The sequence below is a fragment of the Streptomyces sp. B93 genome (assembly GCF_018070565.1).
Lineage (GTDB): Bacteria > Actinomycetota > Actinomycetes > Streptomycetales > Streptomycetaceae > Streptomyces.
Window position 1 is genome coordinate 1 of record NZ_JAGPXL010000013.1, and the last position, 25,545, is coordinate 25,545.

A 25,545-nucleotide genomic window follows, 5' to 3' on the forward strand; every position below is an offset into this window, starting at 1 on the left:
GGACGCAGGGGGCTGGTGTGGTGAGGCGGTCGGGGACGTTGGGGTGTGGTTGTTCGGTGGTGGGGGTGGGGGGTGGGGTGTTGGTCAGTTTGGCTTTGAGGCCGTCGAGGAGGCGTCGGTATTTGGTGCGGGCGTCGCCGGTTGGTTCCCAGCGGCCGGCTTCCCAGGCGCTGACGGTTTCTCGGCTGACTCCGACGGCTTGGGCGACCTGGGTCTGGTTGAGCCGGGCTTTGCGGCGGAGTTGTTTGCGTTCGGGGGGTGGGGGCAGGCCGTCGTCGATGGTCACCGAGGCGAGCAGGGCGTCCACTGCGTCGAAGTCCACGATCCCCTCATTCTCTTCACGGGTGCCTCGCATGGGGCTTCACATTCTACTTCTCATCTCGGTGAGGGGTTCGGGTGCCGGGTGTGGTGTGTTTGGCACTGTGGGTGGGTTGGCGGGGGGCGCGCGGGACACACGTATGTGGTGTGTTTCGGTGTGGCGAATGACCGGACCCGGGGGGTGGGTCCGGTCATCCGGGGGTGTGGGTCAGATGCCGGGGCCGGCGACGTAGGTGAAGGCGGCGACTGCGGTGTCGGAGCCGGCGGGGTTGGTGACGACGACGTCGGCGGTTCCGGCGGTGCCGGGTGGGGTGACGGCGGAGAGGGTGGTGGCGTTGATGATGGCGAAGGGGGCGGGGGTGCCGCCGAAGGTGACCGAGTCGGTGGTGTCGAGTTCGGTGCCGGTGATGGTGACGGCGGTGCCGCCGGAGGCGGGGCCGGAGGTGGGGGTGAGTGTGGCGATGGTGGGGGCGTCGAGGTAGGTGTAGGAGAGGCCGTTGTTGGTGCCGCCGGCGGTGGTGACGGAGACGGGGACGGGGCCGACGGCGGCGCCTGCGGGGACGGTCACGCTGAGGGAGCTGTCGGAGTTGATGGTGGGGGTGGCTGTCTCGCTGCCGAAGGACACGCTGGTGGCGGTGGACAGGCCGGTGCCGGTGAGGGTGATGGTGTTGCCGCCGGCCAGGGGTCCGGCGGTGGTGTCGAGGGATGACTTGAAGGGCGCGCCGACGTAGAAGAAGGGCACGGGGTTGCTGGTGCCGCCGGGTGTGGTGACGGTGATGCCGACGGTGCCGGTGCCGGAGGGGGACACGGCGGTGACCTGGGTCGGGGAGACCTGGGTGATGTTGGTGGCGAGCTTGGTGCCGAAGGAGACCTTGGTGGTGTTGGCGAGGTTGGTTCCCGTGATGGTGACCAGCGTGCCGCCGCCGGTGGAACCCTGGTTGGGAGAGACGGGCATGACAACAGTCCTCTGCTCGAACGTGTGGGAAGGGGTGCTGGCGGCGGGGTCTGGCGCGGTGGGTCCGTGTTCCGTCTTCGCGGGGCGTGTTTGAGCATCTCGCTGCGAGGAGGGTGGGGTTGGGGGCCCGGTGCGGCCTGGTCCGCCGTTGTCGGCTGGGGATGGGCGGCCCGCCGATTGGTTACTTCAGTCACCCATGGGGCGGTGGGAGGGACAAGCGGCGCTCGTCTGGCGTCACTCGAATGGAGTAGTGGGGTGTGGGGGTGGTGGGTGTCGGTGGGGCTTCGGTGTGCTTAGGCCATTTGGGTGTCCCTGGGTGGGTGGTCTTGTTGGCGGGGTGGGTGTGTGGGTCACTGGGGGCGGGGCCAACCGGTGGGCCGTTGTTGCCCGTTGTCTGTTGCCCGTTGGGGCCAGGGGTCTCCTTCCTTTCTTTCTTGTTCCGGAAATGACGTGGGCCGCTTTTGGTGTCGGTCTCGCGTGCCCGTCGGCTTCTTCGTTCCTGGAGGCACTCATGCCGCCCGTGGTCAGTTCCATCAGTCCCGCGCAGGGTCCTGTGTCCGGCGGTACGGCCGTCGTCATTACCGGTACGGGGCTGACGGGGGCCACCACCGTGCGTTTCGGTTTTGCGAGCGCGTCCTTCACGGTGGTGTCGTCGACGCGGATCAACGCGGTGGCGCCGCCGGGCAGTTCGGGGTCGGTACCGGTGTGGGTGACTTCTCCCACCGGTTCCAGCAACGTCTCGGTCTACTTCACCTATACGGTGGCCTCCGTTCCGGCGGTGACCGGTCTGTCGCCGTCGGGGGGTCCGGCCAGCGGGGGCACGGTGGTGACCGTGACGGGAAGTTCCTTCCTCGGTGCCACGCAGGTCCGGTTCGGTGCGGTTGATGCGGCGTCGTTCGAGGTCGTGTCCGGGAGTGTGATCACCGCGGTGTCGCCGCCGGGGGTGGCGGGGTCGGTGCCGGTGCGGGTGACGACGCCCGCGGGGACCAGTGCCGCCTCGCCGCAGTCGTACTTCTTCTATGCGGCGGTGCCGGTGCTCACGGCGCTTGCTCCGGGCGTCGGGGGGACGGGTGGCGGGGAGTCGGTGGTGTTGACGGGGTCGGGGCTGTCCCAGGCGAGTGAGGTGCGGTTCGGGGCGGTGTCGGCGGGGTTCAGTGTCGTCTCGGACACGGAGCTGGTGGCTCAGGCGCCGCCGGGGACCGGGCAGGTGCAGGTGAGCGTGGTGACGCCGGGTGGGGTCAGCAATCCGCTCGCCTACGCCTATGTGAGTGGGCCGGTGCTGAGTGGTCTGTCGCCGTCGGGCGGGCCTGCGGCGAGCGTCACGGTGGTGACGTTGACGGGCAGCGGGCTGGCGGGGACGACCGGTGTCACCGCGGACGGGGTGCCGGTGGCGTTCACGGTGCTCTCGGACACCCAGGTGATCGCGACGATCGGGGCGGGGCCGGTGGGTGGGGTCGCCGTGCGGGTGACGACGGCGGGGGGTACGTCGGGCGCGGTGGTGTTCCAGCGCCTGGCGGCTCCGGAGATCTAGGGGGTGCTGCGGCGGCCGGGCTGGTGGCACGGGCTGGGGCGGCTGGGCTGGTGGCACGGGCTGTCGGTGCCGGGTTTCTCACACGATCGGTCTGTTCGGCTGGACCGGGTAGACGCACCGGTGCGGGCGGTGAGCGGCGGAGGGGGTGTCGGGGGGCCTAGCGTGGACGCCATCGGCTTGGAATATTCCCCCCGCATTTTCTGGAGTCGCGTATGCAGCGCAGACATGGCAGACGTATCGGTGGTCTGGGGGCCGTCGCCCCGGCGGCGCTGGCGCTCGTGCTGGCGGCGGCCTCGTCGGCCGTGGCCGCCCCGTCCTCCACCACCCTCACCGCTTCGCCGATGTCGGCCGCGGTGGGCAGTGCCGTCCAGCTGACGGCCGCGGTGAGCTGCGGCTCGGATCCGGGCGGCGGGCTGGGTGTGTCGTTCTTCGACGGCGATGAACTGCTGGAGACCGTGCCGGTGGCCGGTGGGGTGGCGGCGTACCGGGCGACGTTCGCCACGTCGGGCAGTCACACCGTCACCGCCGCCTACAACGGCAACGGCGCGTGCGATGCGTCCCATGGCACGGTGACGGTGCAGGTGTCGCCGTCCGGGTCCTCGCCGTCAGCGCCGCCGTTGCTGGGGCTGCCGGATGTGTGTCTGCTGGCCTGCGGCGGTGTGTTCGGGTTCGGGGTGGGAGACATCCACAACAACGTCGACGTCCGCTGAGAGCCGGGGGGGGCTGGCGGCGGGCGGGCTTGGGGGTGTGTGGGCAACGGCGGGCGTCCGGCGGGCAGGATGCCCGCCGGATGCGTGTGCCCGACAAGGGGAGTTGTTTCTCAGCGGCGCAGGGAGACCGTCGCCCAGATCGTCCGGGAGCCGTCGTCGGCGACGTGGGTGCCAAGGGCGCGGGCGCAGCGGGCGACGATTCCCAGGCCGCGGCCGAAGCCGGAGGTGTGGTGCCAGTGCTGTCGGTCTTCGGGGGCGGTTCCCTGGTCGCGTACTTGGATGCGCAGGTGGCTGCGGTTTCGGCGCAGGTGGGTGGTGATGACGGTGCTGTCGGTGTGGAGGATGGCGTTGGTGGCGAGTTCGGTGGTGACCAGCAGGGCGGTGTGGCGGACGCTGTCTTCTCGGACGTGCTGCTGGTCGAGCCATAACCGTGTGAGGGAGCGGCAGATGGGGACGGCCCGGTCGACTGCGGGGAGGCGGACGGTCAGGGAGCGGGATCGGGGCCAGAGGGGGGGTGGGGGGTGGTCTGGGGGCCTGTCGGGCCACTGCTCGATGTCCTGGGGGGAAAGGACGATCCGGATGCATGCTGGTTCGCTCAACATGTCTTGATTGGTCGTCAACATGTCTGGGTCTCTCCTGGTGCTGTGAGGGTGCAGTCAACAGCGAGAGTGCCGGCGGGGCGTGCGGCCGGTCGTTCGGCAGGCGCGGTGGCATCGCGCAGCTGGTTGGTCCGCCTGTCGCCCCCCTGGTACAAGGCAGCATGGAGTTGGGCAGGCGTCAGCCGGCGCCGGCCGACGCCGGCTGACGGTCCAACTCCTCTCGCGGGGTGCCCATCGCGGCGGCCCGCGGTTCGGCGGCCGGCGTTTCTGCCGGCGCGCAAAATCCCGGACACCGCTTCCCCGGAGAGGACGGGCAGCCCACCGTTGGACGTAACTGTTATCGCTGGGTTGGCATATGGCGGCAACACATACCGGAGAAGCAACACCCAAACGGCGTAAGCGCGAGTGATAATAGCATTTCCTTTGATGCTCTAAAACGCGGTGGTCACATGGCGCGTTTTGCCGGTTAGGCGGGGGTGGACCGTCTGTGGTGTTTCTGATATCGGGGCCCGGCGAGGGCTGAATACGGCCCGGGATACCGACCATTTCATTGCCCCGATTTCCCCGGTCGAAACGAAAGATCGGGCGGCGTGTTTCGGCCACCGTGACGGGTCCTGGCCGGGGGTGGGTGGCCGCCGGTCCGGCGGCGGTGAGGGCGGCCGTCATGCAGGGGGATTCGCGGCTGGTGCTGTACTCCGATCGAGTGACGCGGGCATTGGGCCTCTTGAGATACGAGTTGTACGTGCCGCATTACTTGATTACGAACCGGCGGGTTGCCCATCCCTTTCCGGGAACGTGACAGCTATCCGCTCCGGTCGTCACTCCCAGCACGCAGACACCCCAGCGGCCAGGCCGCGTTCACGTTCCCCAGGCAGCCAGCTCCCCGTGACGGAGGGCGCTGTGGCCGGCGTCGTGATCAATCTGCTCTTACTACCTTTTCAGGGAGTGTCAACATGTTTCGTTCTCGTCTTGCCGCCGCGACCGTGACCGCCGTCATGGCGGCGGGTGTGGTCGCGGGGGTCGCCCCGCTGGCCGCGGCGGCTCCCGCGGAGTCCGTCTCGGCCTCCGCCCCCGCCCAGGCCGCCTCGACGTGCGTCTCCGACCTTCAGGCGGCGCAGGCGTCCAACAACGCGGCCATCGCGGCCAGCCAGGCCAACGACCCGTCGGGCGCGCGCAACCACAACCTGGCCACCGCCACCCACCTGGTGTCGGCGATCGGCAACTGCCAGGGCCAGCCCCAGGTGGTGGGGACCAATGTCCTCGCGGCCACCGCCGCCAACGCGACCGCGCTGGTGTACAACCTGCTCGGTGCCACGACCGCGGGGCTGGGGGCCGAGCAGGCCGCCGCGTCGGCGATCAGTCAGGCTCTCGCCCACGCGTCCTGACCACCACCCGGTCCGGGCGGCCGGCGGACGCCTGATGTCCTGCCGGTCCCCGGCCAGCCGCCTGCCGGGCGGTCTCCCCCCTCTCGTCCGGCGGGCGGTACGGGCGCCCGGCACTCACTGCCGAGGGTGAGTGCCGGGCCCCGGCTCCCCTGCCCTTGCGGTGCGGGCGCTGTGCGGGTCTCCCCCTTCGTCCGCCCTTTGTCCGCGCTTTCGCGCCGTCGGGGGGTGCGCTGCCTACGAGAAGCCGTCTTCCGTCGAACCTGACAGGACATCATGCTGGTTTCGGATTTCTTCGATTCGCTGTGCCGGTCCTTTCTCACGGTGTACCGGTGTCTGTTTCCGTCACCCTTCTTCTTTTCGTTCGACGACGCGGAGGGGAAGTCCTCGCACTACCGCCGGAGCCGAAAATGCCGAGAACGGTCCGAGTGATGCTTTCCGGGGGTCCGGACTGGGCCGAGGTTCCCGCCGTATGGGATGTCTCGTCCGTGGAGTCCGAACCCAAGGTGAAAATTCTGTGCGGGAATGCTTATGAACATTTTGAGTTCTCGGGCTCCTACACCCACCACCAGGGCGAGCGGATGCCCGTCTACCGCTGGTGCCGCCGCACCTATGTGGCCGAATAATCCACATCTGATCCTTAGGGAAATTTCTATGATCGACTTTTCGCCGCGGGCGGCAGCCTCATGAGGCGGCGCACTGGTGTACGGGCGCGGGACGCCGTCGTCACGGGGATCGGGCTGTGCCTTCCCGGACCGCAGGACCCGGTGTTCACCGCCGAGGACCTCTGGGAGGTCGCCTCCAGCGGAACGTCCTGTCTGGTCAAGAAGGGCGTCTACTACGGCAGTGTCAATCTGTCCGAGGAGGCGTTCGCCGAACGCGTTCCGGGTATTCCCGAGTTCTTCTCGCGTCACTACACCGACGCCCACCGCTTCGGGCTGGTGTCGCTGGCGCAGGCGTGCCTGGACGCCGGGCTGGATGTGCGGCGCGATCTGGAGGAGGCCGCCCTCCTGGTGGGCCGTGGCGGGGTGGACGCCAACATCGACAGCTACCTGGCGGTGCTGCGGGCCGATCCGGCGGCGTATCCGGTCGCCGAGGCGCTGGAGATGTTCGTGGCGGCGGAGCAGGCCGTGACCCCCTCGGACGTCGCCCTGGTGCAGGGGGCGCTCACCCGGTCCAGGGCCGCCACCTTCACGGTGTCGTGCGGCTGTGCCTCCTCGGCCCTGCAGATCGGCAACGCGCTGGGCATGATCGCCTCGGGTGAGGCGGACATCGTCGTGGTGACCGGGGTGGACGTCTTCAGCGTCACCATGATCCGCAACATCCAGCGGCTGCTGAGCGGGGCCCAGCAGGCCTACGACGCCATGCGGTCGACGGACATGCCCAGTCTGCTGCCGTCGTTCGACGCCCTGATGCGGCCCTACGACCAGCGTGCCGAGTGCATCAACCACGGCGAGGGGTCCGCGACGGTCGTCATCGAGAGCAGGGAGCACGCCTTCAGGCGGGACGCGCGCCTGTACGGGCAGGTGCTGTCGCAGGTCACCACCCGGGACGGGCTGGCGAACCCGCTGGCCTGCGACGAGACGGGCAAGGCGCTGGTGGCGGCGGTGCGGGGGTGCCTGGGTGACACCTGGGAGATCGGGCAGGTGCCGTACATCCACGGCGGCAGCGACGGCAACGGGGTCGTGACCGCGTTCGAGGCGAACGCGGTCAGGGAGCTGTACGGCTCGGCCGCGGGTGAGGTGCTGATGTCGTCGCAGGAGGGCTGCTTCGGTCACAACGGCGCTCCGGCCGGGTGTCTCGGGGTGGCGCTGACGCTGCTGATGATGGGTCACGGGCAGGTGTGTCCGACCACCAACTGCGAGCTGCCCGCCGAGGGCCTGCCCTTCGATCCGGTGCCGGGGTCGGTGCCGCGGCCGCTCGACTTCGACTACGCGTTCAGCTTCAACTACCAGGTCGGCGGGGTGAAGAGCGCGATCCTGCTGGGCTCCCCCGACATCTGAGAAGCGGGGCCGGCGCCCCGCGGCACCCGCCCGCCGCCCCGCTTCACCGCGCGCTGCCGCGCGTTCCCGCACACACCCCACCGGATGACGCTTCGCACCCCCGGACGACAAGGAGACTTCTGTGGCCCACGGCAAAAACGGCCCCCAGCCGGTGAACGTGCCCATCGCCGTCATCGGGATGGGCTGCCGCCTTCCCGGCGACGTGGACTCCCCGGCCGCACTGTGGCGTCTGCTGGTGGAGGGGCGCGACGCGGTCGGCCCTCCCCCGGCCGGGCGGGAGACGGCCGTTGGCGAGGCGGGCTCCGCCTCCGGGGGGCCTCCGGCGCCGCTGAAGGGCGGCTATCTGGCGGACGTCTCCCGCTTCGACGCGGACTTCTTCGGAGTCTCCGGGCGTGAGGCCGACGTCCTCGATCCCCAGCACCGGCTGCTGCTGGAGGTCGTATGGGAGGCGCTGGAGCACGCGGGGCTGCCGCCGGGACGGCTGGCGGGCTCCACGACCGGGGTCTACACCGGGCTGAGCTACACCGACTACATGGACCAGCTCGCCGGCCGTCCCGGGGAGCTGGAGGGGTCGATCCTGACCAACGGCCACTGTGTCGCCGTAGGGCGGATCTCCTACCTGCTGGGCCTGCACGGCCCGAGCATCGCGCTGGACACGGCGTGCTCGTCGTCGCTGGTCGCCTTCCACCTGGCCTGTGAGGCGCTGGGCCGCCAGGAGTGCGACCTGGCGCTCGCGGCCGGGGTCACGCTCATGCTCGCCCCGCGCATCACCCGGTCCTTCGCCCGGATGGGCATGCTCTCCCCCACCGGGTGCTGCCACACCTTCGACGCCGCGGCGGACGGTTTCGTGCGCGGTGAGGGGTGCGGGGCCGTCGCCCTGAAGCGTCTGCCGGACGCCCGCAGGGACGGGGACCGCATCCTCGCCGTCGTCCGCGGGAGTGCGGTCAACCAGGACGGCCGCTCCGACGGTCTGGCCGCCCCGTCCGCCGCCGCCCAGCAGGCCCTCTACCGCACCGCGCTGAAGCGGGCCGGTGTCGACCCGGCGCGGATCTCGCTGGTCGAGGCGCACGGCACGGGCACCCCGGTGGGCGACCCGGTGGAGTTCGCCTCGCTGGCCGCCGTGTACGGCACCGGTCTTTCGCCCTGTGCGCTGGGCTCGGTCAAGACGAACCTGGGCCATCTGGAGCCGGCGGCCGGGATCACCGGGCTGATCAAGGCCGTGCTGTGTGTGCAGCACGGCAGCATCCCGCCCAACTTGCACTTCTCCTCGTTCAATCCGGCCATCACCGCGGCGGACAGCCGCCTGTTCGTGCCGGTGCGGAACACGCCGTGGCCCGAGAAGGAGCCGGTGCGGTACGCCGCGGTGTCCTCGTTCGGTTTCTCCGGCACCAACGCGCACGTGATCCTCCAGGAGCCGCCGCGCACCGCCCGCCGCGGTGCCGTGCCCGCGCCTCGCCGGCCGCGGACCGCGCCGCCCGAGGTGATCCTGCTGGGCGCCGGGTCGCACCGGGTGCTGCCGGAGGCTGCCAGAAGGCTGGCCGACTGGCTGGAGGGGGACGGCAGCAAGGTCGCGCTGCGGGACGTCGCGCACACGCTGGCGCTGCGCCGCGGTCCGGGGAGGGGGCGGCTGGCGGTCGTGGCCCGGTCCCGGGCGGAGACGGCGGAGGCGCTGCGGCTGTTCGCCGACGGGCTGCCCGCGGCGGGTGTGGTGTCCCGGGCGGCCGATGTCACCGCCCCGCGTCAGCCCGTGTGGGTGTTCTCCGGGCAGGGCTCGCAGTGGCCGGGCATGGGCCGTGAACTGCTGGCCCGGGACCGGGCGTTCGCCAAGGCGCTGACCGAGGCGGACGCCCTGATCCGCAGCGAGGCGGGCTTTTGCGTGCTGGATGTGGTGCGCACCGGGATGCCGGTGGCCGGGTGCGGGCGGATCCAGCCGGTGCTCTTCGCGCTCCAGGTGGCGCTGGCGGCGGCGTGGCAGGCGCACGGGGTGCGGCCCGCGGCGGTCATCGGGCATTCCATGGGTGAGGTGGCGGCGGCGGTGGTGGCTGGGGCGCTGAGTCTGGCCGACGGGGTGCGGGTGATCTGCCGGCGTTCGGCGCTGCTGGAGCGGGTCGCGGGCCGGGGTGCGATGGCCAGTGTCGGTCTGGGCCGCCAGGCGGTGCAGGCGGCGCTGGCCGAGGCCGGTGCGGACGGGGTGTCGGTGGCGGTGCTGGCATCCCCGGGGACCACGGTGGTCTCGGGGGACGCCGACCAGGTCGCCGACCTGGTGGCGCGGTGGGAGGAGGGCGGGGTGGCGGCGGTGCCGATCGCGGTGGACGTCGCCTCGCACAGTGCGCATGTCGACCCGTTGCTGGGTGAGCTGCGGCAGTCGCTGGCGGGGCTCGCGCCCCGGGCGCCGCAGGTCCCGTTCTACTCCACGGTGAGCGAGGACCCCCGCAACAGTCCGCTGCTGGATGCCGCGTACTGGTGTGACAACCTGCGCCGGCCGGTGCGTTTCCACACCGCGGTGGCCGCGGCCGCCGCGGACCGGCATGAGCTCTACACCGAGATCTCGCCGCACCCGGTGGTCGGCCGGTCCCTGGCGGACAGTCTGGCCGAGACGGTCCCCGACGCGGTCGTGCTGCCCACGCTGCGGCGCGGTCAGGACGAGGTGGCCACCTTCCGTACGCAGCTCGCCGCCCTGCACTGCCATGGCGGCACCGTGGACTGGACACCGGTCTGCGGTGAGGGGGTGCTGGCGGACGTGCCGACCCTCACCTACGACCGCACCCGGCACTGGGCCGTGGGCCCGCCGGCCGACGCCGCCGGGCAGCAGGAGACGGCCGGGGCCAGGCAGGCCGCTTCGTCCTCGCCGGGTGAGGGGGCGGCGCTGCCGGGTCTGCGCACCGAGGTGCCGGGTGATCCGGTGCGGCACTGCTGGCACGCCACCGCGCCCGTGCGGCACCTGCCCTGGCTGGACGACCACCGGGTGCACGGCGCCCCGGTCCTTCCGGGGGCGGGTTTCTGCGCGGTGCTGCACACCGCGGCCCTCGGCGCGCTCGGCGCTACGGCCACCGAGGTGGACCTCGTCGACGTCTCCTTCCACGATCTGCTGCGGCTGGACGGCGAGGTGGACGTGAGTACCACCGTCACCCTCACCGGCGGCGACCAGGCGGCCTGTGAGATCCATGCGCGGGCCCAGGACGGTACGTGGCAGCTGTACGGCTCGGCCGTCGCGCGGCGCGCGCTGCCCTCGGGGCGGGAGCGGGCCGCGTCCGTGGCCGACCTGCACCGCAAGCATCCCGTCGCCCTGGAGCCCGCCCGGCTCTACGCCGGTCTGCGGGGCTGCGGCCTGGAGCACGGGCCGGCGTTCACCGGTATCACCGCGCTGCGCACCACCAGCCAGCGCAACAGCTTCTGGGCCGACATCCACCTGCCGGAGGCGGCGCGCACGCCCGGCGCCGCGCTGAGCGTGCATCCGGTGCTGGTCGATCTGTGTCTGCAACTGCTGGTCGCGGGGGCGGGTTCGCAGAGCGCGCCCGCGCCGATCCTGCCGGTCGGGGTCGGTGCCGTGCGGGTCCTGGGCGATGTGGAGCAGGCCGTGCACGCGCATGCGCTGGTCACCGAGGCGGGTGAGACGACGCTGGCGGGCAGTGTGCGGGCGCTGGACGCGCGGGGCCGTCTGGTCCTCGCCCTGGACGACGTGCGCTTCCTGCGTGGCGCGGGCGCCGAGGACCGGACGGTGGACCGGTGGTTCCTGGAGCTGGGCTGGCACCGCGCCCGGCGGCCCCGGACCGCCCCGGCGGCGGCCGGGAACTGGCTGGTGCTCGGCGAGGGCGACGGCCGGGCCGAGGCCCTGGCGGACGTTCTGCGCGCCTCCGGAGCACGGGCCGAGGCGCGGAACGTGCCGCTGGACTCGGGTGATCTGGCGTCCCTGGCCCAGACGTTCGGCCACTACCTGGCCGGCGGGGAGGGTTCCTGGCGTGCGGTCGTCCTGCTGTGCGGGGCGGCGGGGGACGGTGATCCCACCGAGGGCGCGCAGCAGCGTGCGCGGCGGTTGCTGGCGCTGGCGCAGGCCGCTGATGAGGAGCGCGGCACGTGGCGTCTGTACACGGTCACCGGGCGGGCGTTCGCGGTGGACGGGCAGGAGAGCGGGCGGCCCGCGCTGGGGGCGGTGCGCGGGGTGACGCGGGTGGTGGCGGTGGAGCGGCCCGGGCTGCGGCCCACCCTGGTCGACGGGGAACTGGATGAGGACGGGCTGCGGGCGCTGGCGGAGGAGTTGCTGGCAAACGCGCCGGAGGACGAGGTGGCGCTGCGGGGCGGGACGCGTTTTGTGGCGCGTTTGGACCGTGCTCCCCTCACCGCGGCCGAGACGCAGTCGCGTGCGACGCGGACGGTGCGGTTCGGAAGGGACGGGGTGCGGCTGCGGGCGGGGCGGCTGGGTGATCTGGACAGTCTGGAGCCGGTGGTGGCCGAGCGGCGCGGGCCCGGCCCGGGTGAGGTGGAGGTGCGGGTCAGGGCGGCCGGGGTCAACTTCCGTGATGTGCTGACCTCGTTGGGGATGCTCGGTTCCGATCCGCAGGCCGGGGGGCGTATCGGGTTCGAGTGCGCGGGCGTCGTCAGTGCGGTGGGGGCGGGGGTGTCCCATGTGCGGCCGGGGGACGCGGTCCTGGCCGTCGCGCTGGAGGGCGGTGCGTTCGGCTCGTTCGTGACCGTGCCGGGTACGGCGGTGGCCGCGCTGCCGCCTAAGGTGACGCCGGTGGCCGCCGCGGGGCTGCCCACGGCGTATCTGACCGCCTGGTACGCGCTGCGGCATGTGGCGCGGCTGGAGGCGGGTGAGCGGGTGCTGATCCACTCGGCCACGGGGGGCACCGGGCGGGCCGCGATCGCGGTGGCGCGGCTGCTGGGTGCGGAGGTGCTGGCCACGGCCGGTTCCGAGGACAAGCGGCATCAGCTGCGCGCGATGGGCATCCGGTGCGTGATGGACTCGCGGACGCTGGACTTCGCCGAGCAGGTGCGGCTGGCCACCGACGGGGAGGGGGTGGATGTCGTACTGAACTCGCTCAGTGGTCCCGCGGTGCGGGCCGGGCTTGAGTGTCTGCGCCCGTTCGGGCGGTTCGTGGAGCTGGGGGTGCGCGACATCATGGCCGATGCCGCGTTGAGGCTGGGGCTGCTGCGGCACAACATCAGCTTCAGCACCGTAGATCTCATCGAACTGCAAAACCGCAGGCCGCAGTTGCTGGCGACGCTGCTGCGTGAGGTCATGGACCATGTCGCGGCCGGGCGGCTGAAGCCGCTGCTGTGTACGGAGTACCCGTGGGAGCGGGCGGTGGAGGCGTTCCGGCTCATGGCGCGTGCCGGTCACACGGGCAAGATCGTGCTGACGGTGCCCGAGGAGGGCGAGACGACGGCGGTGGTGCCCGGCGGGCTGCCGGTGGTGCGCGAGGACGGCGCCTACATCGTCACCGGGGGGCTGGGCGGGCTGGGGCTGGCGACCGCGCGGTGGCTGGCCGGGCAGGGGGCCGCCCGGATCGTGCTGAACGGGCGCAGGCCTCCGTCGCTGGAGGCGGCCCGGGAGATCGGTGACCTGGCGGCCGAGACCACGGTGGTGCTCGGGGACATCTCCCAGCGGGGCACCGCCGAGCGGCTGGTGGGCGCGGCGACGGAGGGCGGTGTGCGGCTGCGGGGGGTGGTGCACTGTGCGATGGTCCTCGACGACGCGGCGCTGGCCGGGGTCACCGACCGTCAGCTGCGGCGGGTGTGGGCGCCGAAGGTGGGCGGTGCGTGGAATCTGCACCGGGCCACGGACGGTCAGGAGCTGGACTGGTTCGTCCTGTACTCGTCCATGAGTGCGCTGCTGGGCAATGCCGGGCAGGGGACGTACGCGGCGGCCAACGCGTGGCTCGACGCGTTCGCGGCCTGGCGTTCCCGCAACGGGTTGCCGACGCTGGCGGTGGGGTGGGGGCCGTGGGGGGAGACGGGGCGGGCCACGGACTTCGCCGAGCGCGGCTACGAGACCATTCCCACGGGTGAGGGGCTCAAGGCGCTGCACTGTCTGGTGGCGCACCGGCGGGTACGGACGGCGGTCATTCCCGGGCCGCCTGAGACGTGGATTCCGGGGGCGGCGGCCGCATCCAGTCTCTTCGCCCTGCTGGCGCCGGACGGTGCCGGGCAGGAGAAGGAGCAGGAGGAGCGGGTGGCGGCCGGTGGGGGTGCGGACATCCGGGCGCGGATCGAGGCGATGCCCGCGGGGATGCCCCGGCAGCGGGCGCTGGAGGACTATCTGACCGGTCACATCCGGGCGATCCTGCGCACCGGTGGGGCCGCGCTCGACCCGCAGACTCCGTTGAAGTCGCTGGGGTTTGACTCCCTGCTCGCCACGGAGCTGCGGATCCGTCTGGACACCGACCTGGCGGTGCGGCTGGCGAGCAACTTCGTCTGGCAGCATCCGACGATCGCCTCGCTGGCGTCCGCGCTGGCGGCGCACATGGGGCTGGCGGAGGAGGAATCGCCGGGGCGGTGAGGGTGCGGAAGCGGTTGTCGCCGGTTTCCCGGTCGTCTTGTCGAAGCGTGGTGGTGGCGGGCGGCCGGGGAGCCGGCCGCCGCCCTCCCGCTGAGGTGGTGGCGCACACGGCGCGCGGCTGCCGGAGCCCCGCCGTGGGGAGGCTCAGTGACCCGCTGTACCAGGCCGGGTCCAGGCGGGTCCAGGCGGGTCCAGGCGGGTGCCCTTGGGGCGTTCATGGGATGTGGGTGCGGACGTCGGTTGTGGACAGCCATCGCCGGACGTCGTCAATCAGGCTGCGGCTGGCGTGGAAGGCTTCGGCCAGGCCTTCCTGCGGGCTGGTTCCGGGACGTTGGTGCAGGACGACGCCGAGGACGAGGCGCGCCCATGAAAGTCCTGATCACCGGGGCCACCGGATACCTCGCCGGACACTGCGTGGCCGAACTCCTGGCCCACGGCTACGGCGTACGCGGCACCGTGCGCGACCTGCGCACCGCCGACGTCGCCCGTCTGCGCGCGCTGGCCGGGCGGATGGGCGGCGAACTGGAGTTCGTCGAGGCCGACCTGACCGGTGACGCCGGCTGGGCCGAGGCGGCCGAGGGGTGCGGGTACGTCTGGCACGTGGCATCGCCGTTCCCCACCCGCGTCCCGCGCGACGAGGACGAGGTGATCCGCCCCGCGGTCGACGGCACCCTGCGGGTGCTGCGGGCCGCCCGGGCCAGCACCACCGTCCGCCGCGTGGTGCTGACCTCGTCGGGGGCCGCCGTGCACCACGGGCACGACGACGGCCGCGTCTTCACCGAGACCGACTGGAGCGACCTGAGCACGGCAGGCCCGTACGCCAGGAGCAAGACGCTGGCCGAGAAGGCGGCGTGGGACTTCGCCCGCGAGACCGAGCTGGAGCTGGTCGTCCTCAATCCGAGCACCGTGCTCGGGCCGCTGCTCAACGCCGACGTCAACACCTCGGTGGAGCTGATCCGGCGGATCATGCGGGGCACGCTGCCGCTCCTGCCGAAGATCGGCTGGGACATCGTGGACGTGCGGGACCTGGCCCGTCTGCACCGGCTCGCCATGGAGACGCCCTCCGCGGCGGGCAACCGGTACATCGCCGCCGGGCAGTTCATGTGGGCCCGCGAGATGGCGCAGGTGCTGGCCGGCCGCTACCGGCCGCGCGGCTACCGGATCGCCACGGGCACGATGCCGTACTGGCTGATGTGGGCCGTCTCCCGCGTCGACCCGAGCAGCCGCCTGGCACTCACCTTCTGGGGGCGCATGGACCGCAGCAGCGCGGCCAAGGCGCAGAAGGAACTGGGCTGGACCTCCCGGCCACCGTCCGACGCCGTCCTCGACACCGCCGCCAGCATGATCGAGCAGGGGGTGGTCCCCCGGCGGTGACCTCACCGGCAAGCCGGACAGCCTCGAGATCAAGTAGCCGCCGCCGCCACCAGGGGCGGGGCATCACGCGAACTCGGGCCCAGGGCAGTTCACCTTCGCCGGCGGCTCGCCGGAACCGCTCCCGGACGCGGGAGCAGCCGTCGTCGCGCCAGGCGGCGAGCAGGTCACGGACGCCGCGCCCGGGGCCGCTGACGGCCAAGGCGCCCTGGACCACTCGCACATCCGTGCGGGGCAGGCCGGGCGGGTGGTGGCTGGGACGGCGTCAGCCAGGATCACGGTGGCGACCAGGACGACGGCGCCCGGCCGACCGGGATTCACCGGACGGGCGAGTCCGACGGCTTCCTGCTCGGGTACGCCGTACCGGCGGGGGGGCTGGTCACCGCCCGCCGCGCCCATCTGCGCAGCTCACGCTGAGAATACCCACGCGTAGCGCCAGTCGGGACGGTGGGTTCAGGTGGGGTTCAGCGGGGTGATGCCGGTTCCGGCGTACGACTCCGGCTCGAGGGAGAGCACCGTGAGGGGATCGCCCTGTCTGGTCGCCTGCCAGGCGATCGCCGCAGCGTGGGCCACCGGCCACTTCACGCTCGGCCAGCTCATCGCCTCCACGGCGTGGGCCGTGCTGAACGGCACGTTCTCCGCGAACCGCAGGGATGCGGCGTGCTTGCCCGCACCCGCCAGCTGACGCTCGGCAGCGAGGACGGACAGCGACGGGATCAGGACGCGGCCGGTGCCACGGGAGGCTTCGATGTACAGGCCGGTGAAGAACGGATCCGCCCGGTACAGGGCGGCGAGCGTGGTGTGGTCCAGTACGGCCGTCACGTTCATGCGACGGCGCCGCCCTGGTGGGCGCGGATCTTCGCCCAGGCGTCCTGGCCGGCCTGCTCGACCTGCTCGGTGTACTCGATGCCGAGTTCCTGGGCGGCCTCCCGCGCGCGCTGCTGCCGCTCGGCGGCCGTCAGCTCCCGGGCAGCGAGGTCCTCCAGCAGCTCCGTGATGGTGGTGCCGCGCTCCTCGGCGAGGACGCGCAGCCGGTCACGCACCTTCTCGCTGGTCTTGATGCTCGTCGGCTTGCTCATACCGCTGATTCTACCGCCGGTAGAACTTCTCGGGTCGCCGTGCGGCCAATTCGAGGCCGAGTGCCTCACCTGGCCACCCTTCGCCGTACCGCTTGCACTAGACCGTGTCCTATGTGGTGAGGCGTCCGAGCTCGACATGGGGCGGGGTACGTGGAGTTGGATTGTTCCGGACGGGTTGTGGGAGATCGCGAAGCCGCTGATCCCGCCGTCGAAGGTGCGGCCGCAGGGCGGTGGAACGCAGGACATCCCTGATGAGACGCTGTTCGCCGCGATTGTCTACGTGCTGGTGTCCGGCTGCGCCTGGCGAGCTCTGCCGCCGTGCTTCGGGATATCGAAGTCGACCGCTCATCGGCGGTTCCTGATCTGGTCGAGAGCCGGTGTCTGGGGCCGGCTGCACGAGGCCGTGCTGCACCGGCTTGACGACGCCGGCCTCATCGACGTCACCCGCGTCGTGCTCGACACCGCCCATGTCCGGGCCAAGAAAGGGGCGAACACACAGGTCCGAGCCCCGTGGACCGGGGCAAGCCGGGTTCCGAAATGCACGTCCTGCCGGACGCGAACGGCCTGCCCCTCCTCGTCGGCGTCTCCGCGGGTAACACCCACGACAGCGAAGGACTGAAGCCCATGGTGGAGGGTCACCACACGAGACACGACCCCCATCGCAGCCGGTACTTCACGCCCCAGCGCCTGCACGCCGACAAAGCCTACGACTGGGCCGACCTGCGCAGATGGCTCCAGAGCAAGCGCATCGGAGTGCGCATCGCCGCAAGGGCATCGAGTCCAGCAAGCGATTAGTACGACGCCGCCGGGGCATCGAGCGGACGATGTCCTGGCTGTCCGGCTACCGCCGCCTGAGCCCTCGCTACGAACGCAATCCCCGCAGCTACCTGGCCTTTCTCGGACTCGCCGCCGCCCTGTGCTGCTACAAGCGACTCATCCGCCTCACCACATAGGACACGGTCTTAGTTCCCCGCGCCCCCTGAGATGTACGGCCGCGAAGCCGCCACTTCGGAAGTCAACTCGCTGTCAGAGCTGTGCGGGATACCAGATCAGGCTGCGTTGATACGCCCACCGGCCGATGCCGGACGCCAGGACCGTCGCCTTCGAGACCTCCAGCCGCCTTTTGTGACAGAAGCGTTGACCCGGGCAGGTGCAGGATCTATGTTCTGGCCGAGTTTACGAACGACGTTCGAAATACCGGTCCGGACGGAGTACTCCGTGAGACTTGTGCTCGGCCGTCGAACGGTCCTCGGCACGATCACCGGCTCGGCCGCCGCCGCCTTCACCGGTGTCCCGGCCGGTACCGCCCATGCCGCCGTGCCCGCGTCACCCGGCGTCACGTGCCCGAACACCATCGCCGATCAGCGGGCCGCTCCGCACATCTACCAACAGGGCCTCACGTCGGTCCCCGGGACGACCGTCTGGATCCACTTGATCAACGGCAAGTGGTACATCCACGGGCGCCTGGACGGAGAGGAGCCGCATCGCGCTGCCGCTGGACACCTTCTCCCCGGACGCGACGACCTTCCCCGTCAACGGCACCCGCTACCTCTCCCCGGCGCAGCACGACCCGGCCGCCGGTCGGGGCACCAACCTCTGCAGAGCGCGGATGCCCAGAGGCGTGGCGGAGAAGAACGACGGGACATCTCCGACTCCGTCGGCGTCTCCTACGAGTCGCACAGCCTCCCCGGCCGCTACCTCCGGCACTACGACTACCTGCCGCACGTCCAGCCGCTCGGCACGGCGACCAACCGGGCCGACGCCACCTTCTCCACCCAGTGAGACACAGTTACGGTCTGTCACCCCTCGGGCAGCTTCGACGGCCCCTCTCTCGTCACGAAAGGGTGCAAGATGTCTTCCTCCGTCAGCAGACGGCGCCTCCTTCAAGCAGCCGGGGCCACCGCCGCCGCCTCTGCCACCGGCTCCTTCACCGGCGCGTCCCCCGCCTACGCGGCCGTCCCACCCGCGAGGGCTGACATCGGGGTCTCCGCGCACCCCTTCACACTCGGCCAGGTCCAGCTCACCGCAAGCCGGTGGCTCGACAACCAGAACCGTACGCGGAACTACCTGCGGTTCGTCGATGTCGACCGCCTGCTGTACAACTTCCGCGCCAACCACCGGCTGTCGACCAACGGAGCGGCGACCAACGGCGGTTGGGACGCGCCGAACTTCCCCTTCCGCACCCACGCCCAGGGGCACTTCCTCACGGCATGGGCCCAGCTGTACGCCGTGACCGGGGACACCGTCTGCCGGGACAAGGCGAACTACATGGTCGCGGAGCTGGCCAAGTGCCAGGGCAACAACAGCGCCGCCGGTTTCAACGCCGGCTACCTCTCCGGCTACCCGGAGTCCGACTTCACCGCTCTAGAGCAGCGGACCCTGAGTAACGGCAACGTGCCGTACTACACCATCCACAAGACCCTCGCCGGCCTGCTGGACGTATGGCGCCACATCGGCAGCACACAGGCCCGGGACGTGCTGCTCGCTCTGGCGGGGTGGGTCGACTGGCGCACCGGCCGCCTGAGCAGCCAGCAGATGCAGGCCATGCTGGGCACCGAGTTCGGCGGCATGAACGCTGTGCTGACCGATCTCTACCAGCAGACAGGCGACGCGCGGTGGCTCACCGTCGCCCGGCGGTTTGACCACGCCGCGGTGTTCGACCCCCTGGCGGCCAACCAGGACCAGCTCAACGGACTGCACGCCAACACCCAGGTACCCAAGTGGATCGGGGCCGCCCGGGAGTACAAGGCCACCGGCACGACCCGCTATCGGGACATCGCCACCAACGCCTGGAACATCTGCGTCGGCACGCACACCTATGCCATCGGCGGCAACAGCCAGGCAGAGCACTTCCGCGCTCCGAACGCCATCTCCGGCTACCTGAACCGGGACACGTGCGAAAGCTGCAACACCTTCAACATGCTGAGCCTGACCCGGGAGTTGTTCGCGCTGGACCCCAGCCGGGCCGAGCTGTTCGACTACTACGAGCGGGCGTGGCTGAACCAGATGATCGGCCAGCAGAACCCGGCCGACAGCCACGGCCACGTCACCTACTTCACCCCGCTCAACCCGGGAGGCCGACGCGGTGTGGGCCCGGCGTGGGGCGGCGGCACCTGGAGTACCGACTACGGCACGTTCTGGTGCTGCCAGGGCACGGGCCTGGAGATGCACACCCGGCTGATGGACTCCATCTACTTCCGCAGCGACAACACGCTGATCGTGAACCTGTTCGTACCCTCGGTGCTCAACTGGTCGGAGCGCGGCATCACGGTCACCCAGACCACGTCATACCCGAACAGTGACACCACGACCTTGCAGGTCACTGGCAACGTCAGCGGAACGTGGGCGATGCGCATCCGCATCCCGGGCTGGACCACCGGGGCGACTGTCAGCGTCAACGGCACGGTGCAGAACCTCGCCACCACGCCCGGCGCATACGCCACGCTGAGCCGCTCGTGGACCTCCGGTGACACGGTCACCGTCCGCCTGCCCATGCGGGTCGTCATGCGAGCGGCCAACGACAACCCGGACGTCGCCGCGATCACCTACGGCCCGGTGGTCCTGTCCGGCAACTACGGCGACTCCACGCTCAGCTCGCTCCCGTCGCTGAACACGTCCTCGATCACCCGGACCAGCAGCAGCTCGCTCGCCTTCACCGCCACCGCTAACGGCTCCCCCGTCAGCCTGGGCCCGTTCCACGACGCGCACGGCCACAACTACACCGTCTACTGGAACACCGGCGGCAGCACCGTCCGTCTCGCCAACGCGGGCAGCGGTCTGGTCCTGGGCATCCAGGACATGTCGACCGCCGACGGTGGCCGCGCTCTGCAGTGGTACGACTCAGGCACCGCGGACCACAACTGGCAGGTGATCACCGACGGAAACGCGGTCCGCTTCCGCAATGCCCACAGCGGCAAGGTCCTCGGCGTCCAGGACATGTCCACGACCGACGGCGCGACCGTCCTGCAGTGGTCGGACAACGGCACCGCCGACCACCGGTGGACGCTGCTCGACCAGGGAGACGGAACCTACAAGATCCGCAACTCGCACAGCGGCAAGCTGCTCGCCATCGCGAACAACTCCACCGCTGTGGGCGCGTTCGCGGTCCAGGACTCGGACAACGGCACCGCCGACAACCGGTGGCGCATCGTGAGGGACTAGGGTCCGTCTTCAAGCGGATCTTGCCCAGAGCAGGAACGACGCGAGACTGACCGCTGCTTCACAGGAGGTGGCGGTCTTCTCGTATCTGGTAGCGATGCCGCGGAAGCCCTTGAGCCGGTTGAAGCAGCGCTCGATCACGTTGCGCCGCCGGTAGGTCTCCCGGTCGAACCCTGGCGGTCGGCCGCCGTGGCCACCGCGCCTCAGCCGGTGTCACCGCTGGTCAGTCTTCTCGGGGATGGTGTGCGCAATGCCGCGTCGTCGCAGGTAGGAACGGAAGCCTCGGGAGCTGTAAGCCTTGTATGCGGAACCCGGATCCGTTCCAGCAGAGGACGTGCGCAGACACTGTCGTGGCGTTGGCCGGGCGTCACCAGGATCGCGAGCGGGCGACCCCGGCCGTCGCAGGCGAGGTGGATCTTGGTCGTTAGTCCGCCGCGGGATCGGCCGAGGGCGTGATCGTCCGGTTCGTCCTGCTGGTGCCGCCCCTTTTCGGCCGGTGGCGGCGGCGTGCTGGTGAGCGCGGACGATGGTGGAGTCGATCTGGACCAGCCAGTCGATGTCGCCGGCCGCGTCCGCCCGGGCCTGGATCTGCTGCAGGGCTTGGTGAACACGCCGTCGACCCTAGATCACCAGCCGACGTCCGTCGGGTTGGAGGCCGCCACGTCCGCGCCCAAGTCCCCGGCTCCGCCTACGACTTCGACATCGGTGCAGCCGTCGTGCCAGGCACAGGGCGGCTATCTCCGCCTCGACCTCCGCGGTGTCGGCGGCGTGGGTGCGGGCTGCTTGCTCATCACGCAGCACGTGGGTGGGCGGGCTAGCCGGCGGTGAGGACGATCTTGCCGCGGTTGTGGCCGGCGTCGCTGGCCTGCTGGGCCCTGGCCGCTTCGGAGAGGGGGTAGGTGGCGCTGATCGTGGTGACGAGGGTGCCGTCGGCGGCCTGCTGGGCCAGCTCTGCGAGGCGGGCGGCGGAGCGGCGCTGGGGGCCCACGGCGAAGACGACGCCGAGTTCGGCGGCGCGGAAGTCGGCGGTGGTGACGATCCGGTCCGTGCCGCCGCGCAGGGTGATGGAGTCCTCCAGTGCGCCCTTGCCCGCGGCGTCGAAGACGGCGTCCACCCCTTCGGGGGCAAGCTCACGGACCCGCTCGACCAGGTTGTCGCCGTAGACCAGTGCGGTGGCGCCGAGGGAAGTGACGTACTCCTGGTTGGCCGGGCCCGCGGTGCCGATGACTCGGGTGCCGCGTGCGACGGCCAGCTGGACGGCGATGGTGCCCAGTGCCCCGGAGGCACCGTGGATCAGCAGCGTCTCACCGGAGGTGACGGCGAGCAGGTCCAGGACGCGCTCGGCGCCGTCGGTCGCCACGGGCAGGGCGGCGGCGTGCGTCCAGTCCAGAGCGGCGGGCTTGGGTGCGAGGACGGCCGCGGAGGCCAGGGCGTACTGGGCGTAGGAGCCGGTGTCGGACCAGCCGAGGACCTCGTCCCCGGCCTTGAGGTGGTCGACGCCCTCGCCGACGGCGTCGACCACTCCGGCGATCTCGCCGCCGGGCACGGCGGGGAGGGTGGTGGGGAAGACGGCCTCCATACCGCCGGAGCGGATCTTGCCGTCCACCGGGTTGACGCCGACGGCCCGGACGCGCACACGGACTTGGCCGGGGCCGGGCTGGGGGGTGTCGATCTCCGCCTCGTGCAGGACCTCGGTGCCGCCGAACGTGTCGAAAACGATGGCCTTCATGGCTGCTCTCCTCGAAGTGGGGTGCTCCACCGGCCCATTTACGTGGCCAGCCACATAAAAGTAGCACTGCTTATGTGGCTAGCCAAGCGATTGTTTGAGGAGGCCCGGAACTCCCCCACCGGCGGTCAACGCCAAGCCGGTGATCCTGGCCAGGCTGGGGCCTTGGGGGGCGCGGTTCTCGTACTCGCGGCGCCGTGGGCGGCCGGGCCGTCAGCTCGGCCGCGTCGGAGCCGCGTGCGGCCGACATCTCCGCAGGTGGTGCTTCCCCGGCGGTGACCAAGGAACCACCGCCGGGGGCTGGGGCGGCAAACGTCACCGGCAGCCGCCTCTGCCCGAGACAGGCTCAACGCCGCTGTCCGCGGGCGGGAACCGGCGCGGGCGACGGCCGCCACTCCCGCCTGAGCAGGCCGAACACCCATGAGTCGGAGACCTCGCCGTTCACGACGCAGTCCTCCCGCAGCGTCCCTTCCCGCACGAAGCCGAGCTTCTCCAGGACCCGGGCGGATGCCACGTTGCGCGTATCGGCCTCGGCCTGCACGCGATTGAGGTCCAGCGTGCCGAAGGCCCACCGCAGCAGGGCGTGCGCGGCCTCCGTCGCGTAGCCGTGGCCCCACATCGCATCGCCGAGGACGTAGCCCAGCGACGCGCTGCGGTGGTCCGGGTTCCATCCGGTCACACCGCACCAGCCGACGAAGGCCCCGTCAGCGGCGCGGTCGATGGCCACCCGCGCCCCGGCGCCCTCATCCGCCATCTTCCGGCACATCCTGATGAACCGTTCGGCGCGGGCCGGTTCGGTCCACGGCGGGGAGTCCCAGTAGCGCAGCACGTGGGCGCTGCTGTGCAGGGCGAAGAGAGGGGCCGCGTCGGCGTCGGTGAAGGGGCGCAGTCGCAGGCGAGCGGTGTGCAGGACGGGGGTGGGCAAGGTCATGCGCCCCATCTTGTGTCCCCAGGGGGCGGGCGGGACAGCGAATTTGGTGAGTCGCGCTGTCAGATGCGGGCGCAGCCCAGGGTGGGGCTGTAGTGCCTCATCTTGTCGCGGGTCTGCGGGCCGTAGTAGCCGTCCGCGGAGATCCCGTACCGCTTCTGGAGGTCCTCGACGGCGAGGAACGTCTGCGGGCCGTAGAAGCCGTCGACGTCGAGGTAGGAGTAGCCCTCGCAGCTCTTCAGGCTCCGCTGGAGGGCCTTGACGGCCGGGTTCTCCGTGGTCCGGTTGAGCACCAGGTTGCAGGTCAGGGTCTTGGAGCTGCCGTAGGCGGGGACCGTGACGTAGTGGGCGGAGGTGATCGAGACGGCCTTGGTGGTGTTGCAGGTCGGGTACCCGCCGGCCGCGCTCGCGGCGGGTGAGACGGTGACGCCGCAGGCGAGTACGGCGGCCAGGGCGCCCAAGGCGGCGAGGGCGCGGGGCTTGTTCCGGGACGCGTGGGAAGACATCAGGCTCCTCAAGGGGGGATGTGTCGGGCATAAGTGACGGGGGCTGTCAGCGCTGGCGTCCGCGCTGACCCGGTGCGCCGCGGTCGGCGACCGACCGCACCGGCCCGGTCCGGGACGAGGCTGGCGGTTCGGCGCGGCGCCTGGCCACAGGCGGCGCGGAAGTGGCCGCCTTCCGGGACGTCCCGCTCGCTGAACTGCCAAGACGCCGCCCGCACAGTCACCGTGGCGGGACACCTGCGGACCGGGATCGGGTGCGGGCCTCAAGCCGGGGAGGGCGAGGGGGCATCCGCCGGCGTCGGCCGGGACTGGCCATTGTGGGGCCGGTGTGGGCGGCGAGCGTGCTGCGTGCGGGCCGTGTCCCAGCTGGGACGACGCCGTGGGCGGGTGTGGTGGCTGTGCGGTTGGGCCTGGTCGGGGTGTGGCCCGTAGCAGTGCTTCGGTTTCGGGTGGCCGGAAAGCCCCTCCCGAGCCGGTGCTTCCCGCAGCAGCCTTCTGGGCCATGGACATGATGAAGCGAACGGCCGTGGTCGCAACGGCGGCTGCCGGCCTCGCCACCGCGGCCCTGGCCTCGGCGCCCAGCGCCGCGGCCTACGACTACAACGGATGCGCCTGGCCCCGGGTCTGCTTCTATCTCACGGCCGGCAACTGGAACAACGCCAGCCCCACGGCCGCGTACCAGGACGTGACCAGCTCCTACCAGAACCTCGGCTCCCAGAGCCGGGGCGCGGACTACGTCCGCAACACCCGCAACGACGACCGGGCCTACCTGCGCTACATCCGCCACAGCACCGGCGCCACCGAGTACCTCTGCGTCCTGCCCAACCAGACCGCGTACTTCTCCTCCGCGTACACCGTGACGGGCATCCGCATCGACACGGCGGCCACCTGCCCGTGACGGGCCTTACGTGGCGGCGCCGGTGGCGTCCATCGTCATGCGGGCCACATGGAGGGCCAGGTAGGAGACCTCGTCGTCGCTCAGCTGCTGGCCCAGGCGCAGTTCGACGATCGTCGCCAGCTGCTGCGCGGTGCGGGTCGCCTCCGGGTAGTGCTGGCGGATGCCCTTGCCGATCGTGGACTCCTGGCCCTTGAGCTGGCGCCGCTGCTGGATCCGTACGAAGAGGTAGCGCACGTGGGTGATGAACCGTGCCGCGCTCATGGACGCCTCGGAGACGTTAAGGCCGTAGCGTTCGCGGACCACGGCGAGCATCTGCTGGATGACCCCGGTCATCGTGTACGTGAAGGACAGATCGCCCGAGACGAAGCCCGCGTTGACCAGGTGCAGGGCGAGCGCGGTCGCCTCGGAGGCGTCCAGCTTCGGGCTCACGCGCTCGTTGACGGCCCGCAGCAGGCGCTGCGCCTGGGCGTACTCGGCGGCGTACAGGGTCTGGACCTCGGCGCGCAGCGGGTACTCGACGACGATGCCCCGCCCGGCCCGTTCCAGCGCGCCCGCGATGTGGTCGGCGACGGCGATGGCGAGGGTGGGGCGGGTGGATTCGCGTTCCTCGATGCCCACCTCGTGCAGGGCGGTCACGACGGCCTGGAGGACCTCCTCGCTGATGAGGGCGAGGGCCTCGGCCAGGTGGTCGGGGTCACGGCCGTCGACCGGGACGAAGACCCGCTTGACCAGCGCGGGGTCGACGCGTTTGCCCTGGCTGGAGCTGAAGCCGATGCCGCGTCCGGTGAGGATGACTTCCTGGTTCTTCTCGTCGCGCGCGAGGACCACATTGTTGTTGAGGACACGCAGCACCTTCACCGCCGCCCCCCTCCTTCACGTCCGTGC

20 protein-coding genes and 2 pseudogenes are annotated in these 25,545 nt (G+C 71.2%); 11 read left to right on the top strand and 11 right to left on the bottom strand.

The features are described 5' to 3' along the window. Together KBY47_RS15055 and KBY47_RS15060 are read right to left on the bottom strand one after the other, a co-directional pair. The coding region (locus tag KBY47_RS15055; RefSeq protein WP_308405161.1) for a helix-turn-helix transcriptional regulator at positions 1–322 on the bottom strand (322 nt) is incomplete at its 3' end. Between the two features lie 204 nt (positions 323–526). Next, a complete protein-coding gene (locus KBY47_RS15060; protein WP_210921614.1) occupies positions 527–1,273 on the bottom strand; it encodes an IPT/TIG domain-containing protein in 747 nt (248 codons plus the stop codon). 397 nt (positions 1,274–1,670) lie between these two features. On the opposite strand from KBY47_RS15060, the gene KBY47_RS15065 reads away from it, so the two are divergent. Next, positions 1,671–2,804 (top strand): IPT/TIG domain-containing protein, encoded by a 1,134-nt coding sequence (locus KBY47_RS15065; protein WP_247694736.1) that lies wholly within the window; start codon positions 1,671–1,673, stop codon positions 2,802–2,804. A 212-nt stretch (positions 2,805–3,016) separates the two neighbouring features. Continuing rightward, complete coding sequence (locus KBY47_RS15070; RefSeq protein ID WP_247694737.1) at positions 3,017–3,514, top strand: Ig-like domain-containing protein; 498 nt, start codon at positions 3,017–3,019, stop codon at positions 3,512–3,514. Between the two features lie 110 nt (positions 3,515–3,624). Here the strand turns inward: KBY47_RS15070 and KBY47_RS15075 are convergent, their stop codons facing one another. After that, entirely contained in the window at positions 3,625–4,116 is a 492-nt protein-coding gene (locus KBY47_RS15075) for an ATP-binding protein (protein WP_210921615.1), read from the bottom strand. Between the two features lie 950 nt (positions 4,117–5,066). On the opposite strand from KBY47_RS15075, the gene KBY47_RS15080 reads away from it, so the two are divergent. From KBY47_RS15080 to KBY47_RS15095, 5 genes are all read left to right on the top strand, one after another. Continuing rightward, entirely contained in the window at positions 5,067–5,498 is a 432-nt protein-coding gene (locus KBY47_RS15080) for a hypothetical protein (protein ID WP_210921616.1), read from the top strand. 407 nt (positions 5,499–5,905) lie between these two features. Next, complete coding sequence (locus KBY47_RS37375) at positions 5,906–6,121, top strand: DUF5988 family protein (RefSeq protein WP_374103084.1); 216 nt, start codon at positions 5,906–5,908, stop codon at positions 6,119–6,121. A 60-nt stretch (positions 6,122–6,181) separates the two neighbouring features. Then, on the top strand, positions 6,182–7,498 hold the full coding sequence (locus tag KBY47_RS15085) for a beta-ketoacyl synthase N-terminal-like domain-containing protein (RefSeq protein WP_210921617.1): 1,317 nt from the start codon (positions 6,182–6,184) through the stop codon (positions 7,496–7,498). A 121-nt stretch (positions 7,499–7,619) separates the two neighbouring features. Then, positions 7,620–13,997, top strand: a complete 6,378-nt coding sequence (locus KBY47_RS15090; RefSeq protein ID WP_308405162.1) for a type I polyketide synthase — start codon at positions 7,620–7,622, stop codon at positions 13,995–13,997. 366 nt (positions 13,998–14,363) lie between these two features. Then, positions 14,364–15,371 carry an aldehyde reductase gene (locus tag KBY47_RS15095; RefSeq protein WP_210921618.1) on the top strand — a complete coding sequence of 336 codons (1,008 nt, stop codon included), beginning with the start codon at positions 14,364–14,366 and terminating at the stop codon, positions 15,369–15,371. Positions 15,372–15,821: 450 nt separating this feature from the next. Here KBY47_RS15095 and KBY47_RS15100 read toward each other — a convergent pair whose 3' ends face one another. Both KBY47_RS15100 and KBY47_RS15105 read right to left on the bottom strand, forming a co-directional pair. Beyond that, entirely contained in the window at positions 15,822–16,196 is a 375-nt protein-coding gene (locus KBY47_RS15100) for a PIN domain-containing protein (RefSeq protein ID WP_210921619.1), read from the bottom strand. Continuing rightward, positions 16,193–16,447, bottom strand: coding sequence for a hypothetical protein (locus tag KBY47_RS15105; protein ID WP_210921620.1), 255 nt, complete (start codon positions 16,445–16,447; stop codon positions 16,193–16,195). The genes KBY47_RS15100 and KBY47_RS15105 overlap by 4 nt, the downstream gene beginning before the upstream one ends. A gap of 136 nt (positions 16,448–16,583) precedes the next feature. On the opposite strand from KBY47_RS15105, the pseudogene KBY47_RS15110 reads away from it, so the two are divergent. The 3 genes and pseudogenes from KBY47_RS15110 to KBY47_RS15125 all read left to right on the top strand — a co-directional run bounded on the left by KBY47_RS15110 (position 16,584) and on the right by KBY47_RS15125 (position 20,608). Then, positions 16,584–17,400 (top strand): annotated as a pseudogene (locus tag KBY47_RS15110) (IS5 family transposase). A gap of 265 nt (positions 17,401–17,665) precedes the next feature. After that, positions 17,666–18,229 (top strand): AbfB domain-containing protein, encoded by a 564-nt coding sequence (locus tag KBY47_RS37215; RefSeq protein ID WP_308405163.1) that lies wholly within the window; start codon positions 17,666–17,668, stop codon positions 18,227–18,229. 69 nt (positions 18,230–18,298) lie between these two features. After that, entirely contained in the window at positions 18,299–20,608 is a 2,310-nt protein-coding gene (locus KBY47_RS15125; RefSeq protein WP_210921621.1) for a beta-L-arabinofuranosidase domain-containing protein, read from the top strand. A 200-nt stretch (positions 20,609–20,808) separates the two neighbouring features. Here KBY47_RS15125 and KBY47_RS36560 read toward each other — a convergent pair whose 3' ends face one another. The 5 genes and pseudogenes from KBY47_RS36560 to KBY47_RS37050 all read right to left on the bottom strand — a co-directional run bounded on the left by KBY47_RS36560 (position 20,809) and on the right by KBY47_RS37050 (position 23,765). Continuing rightward, positions 20,809–21,216, bottom strand: coding sequence for a transposase (locus KBY47_RS36560; RefSeq protein ID WP_210921622.1), 408 nt, complete (start codon positions 21,214–21,216; stop codon positions 20,809–20,811). A gap of 13 nt (positions 21,217–21,229) precedes the next feature. Next, a pseudogene (locus KBY47_RS36565) lies at positions 21,230–21,358 on the bottom strand (restriction endonuclease); the annotation flags it as partial. A 61-nt stretch (positions 21,359–21,419) separates the two neighbouring features. Beyond that, positions 21,420–22,334: an NADP-dependent oxidoreductase gene (locus tag KBY47_RS15140; protein WP_210921623.1), complete on the bottom strand. Its 915-nt coding sequence runs from the start codon at positions 22,332–22,334 to the stop codon at positions 21,420–21,422. Positions 22,335–22,677: 343 nt separating this feature from the next. After that, positions 22,678–23,262, bottom strand: coding sequence for a GNAT family N-acetyltransferase (locus tag KBY47_RS15145; RefSeq protein WP_210921624.1), 585 nt, complete (start codon positions 23,260–23,262; stop codon positions 22,678–22,680). A 59-nt stretch (positions 23,263–23,321) separates the two neighbouring features. Continuing rightward, a complete protein-coding gene (locus KBY47_RS37050; RefSeq protein WP_210921625.1) occupies positions 23,322–23,765 on the bottom strand; it encodes a peptidoglycan-binding protein in 444 nt (147 codons plus the stop codon). Positions 23,766–24,264: 499 nt separating this feature from the next. On the opposite strand from KBY47_RS37050, the gene KBY47_RS15155 reads away from it, so the two are divergent. Next, complete coding sequence (locus KBY47_RS15155) at positions 24,265–24,660, top strand: hypothetical protein (protein WP_210921626.1); 396 nt, start codon at positions 24,265–24,267, stop codon at positions 24,658–24,660. 6 nt (positions 24,661–24,666) lie between these two features. Here the strand turns inward: KBY47_RS15155 and KBY47_RS15160 are convergent, their stop codons facing one another. Then, positions 24,667–25,518 carry a PRD domain-containing protein gene (locus KBY47_RS15160; RefSeq protein WP_210921627.1) on the bottom strand — a complete coding sequence of 284 codons (852 nt, stop codon included), beginning with the start codon at positions 25,516–25,518 and terminating at the stop codon, positions 24,667–24,669. Positions 25,519–25,545: the final 27 nt, after the last annotated feature.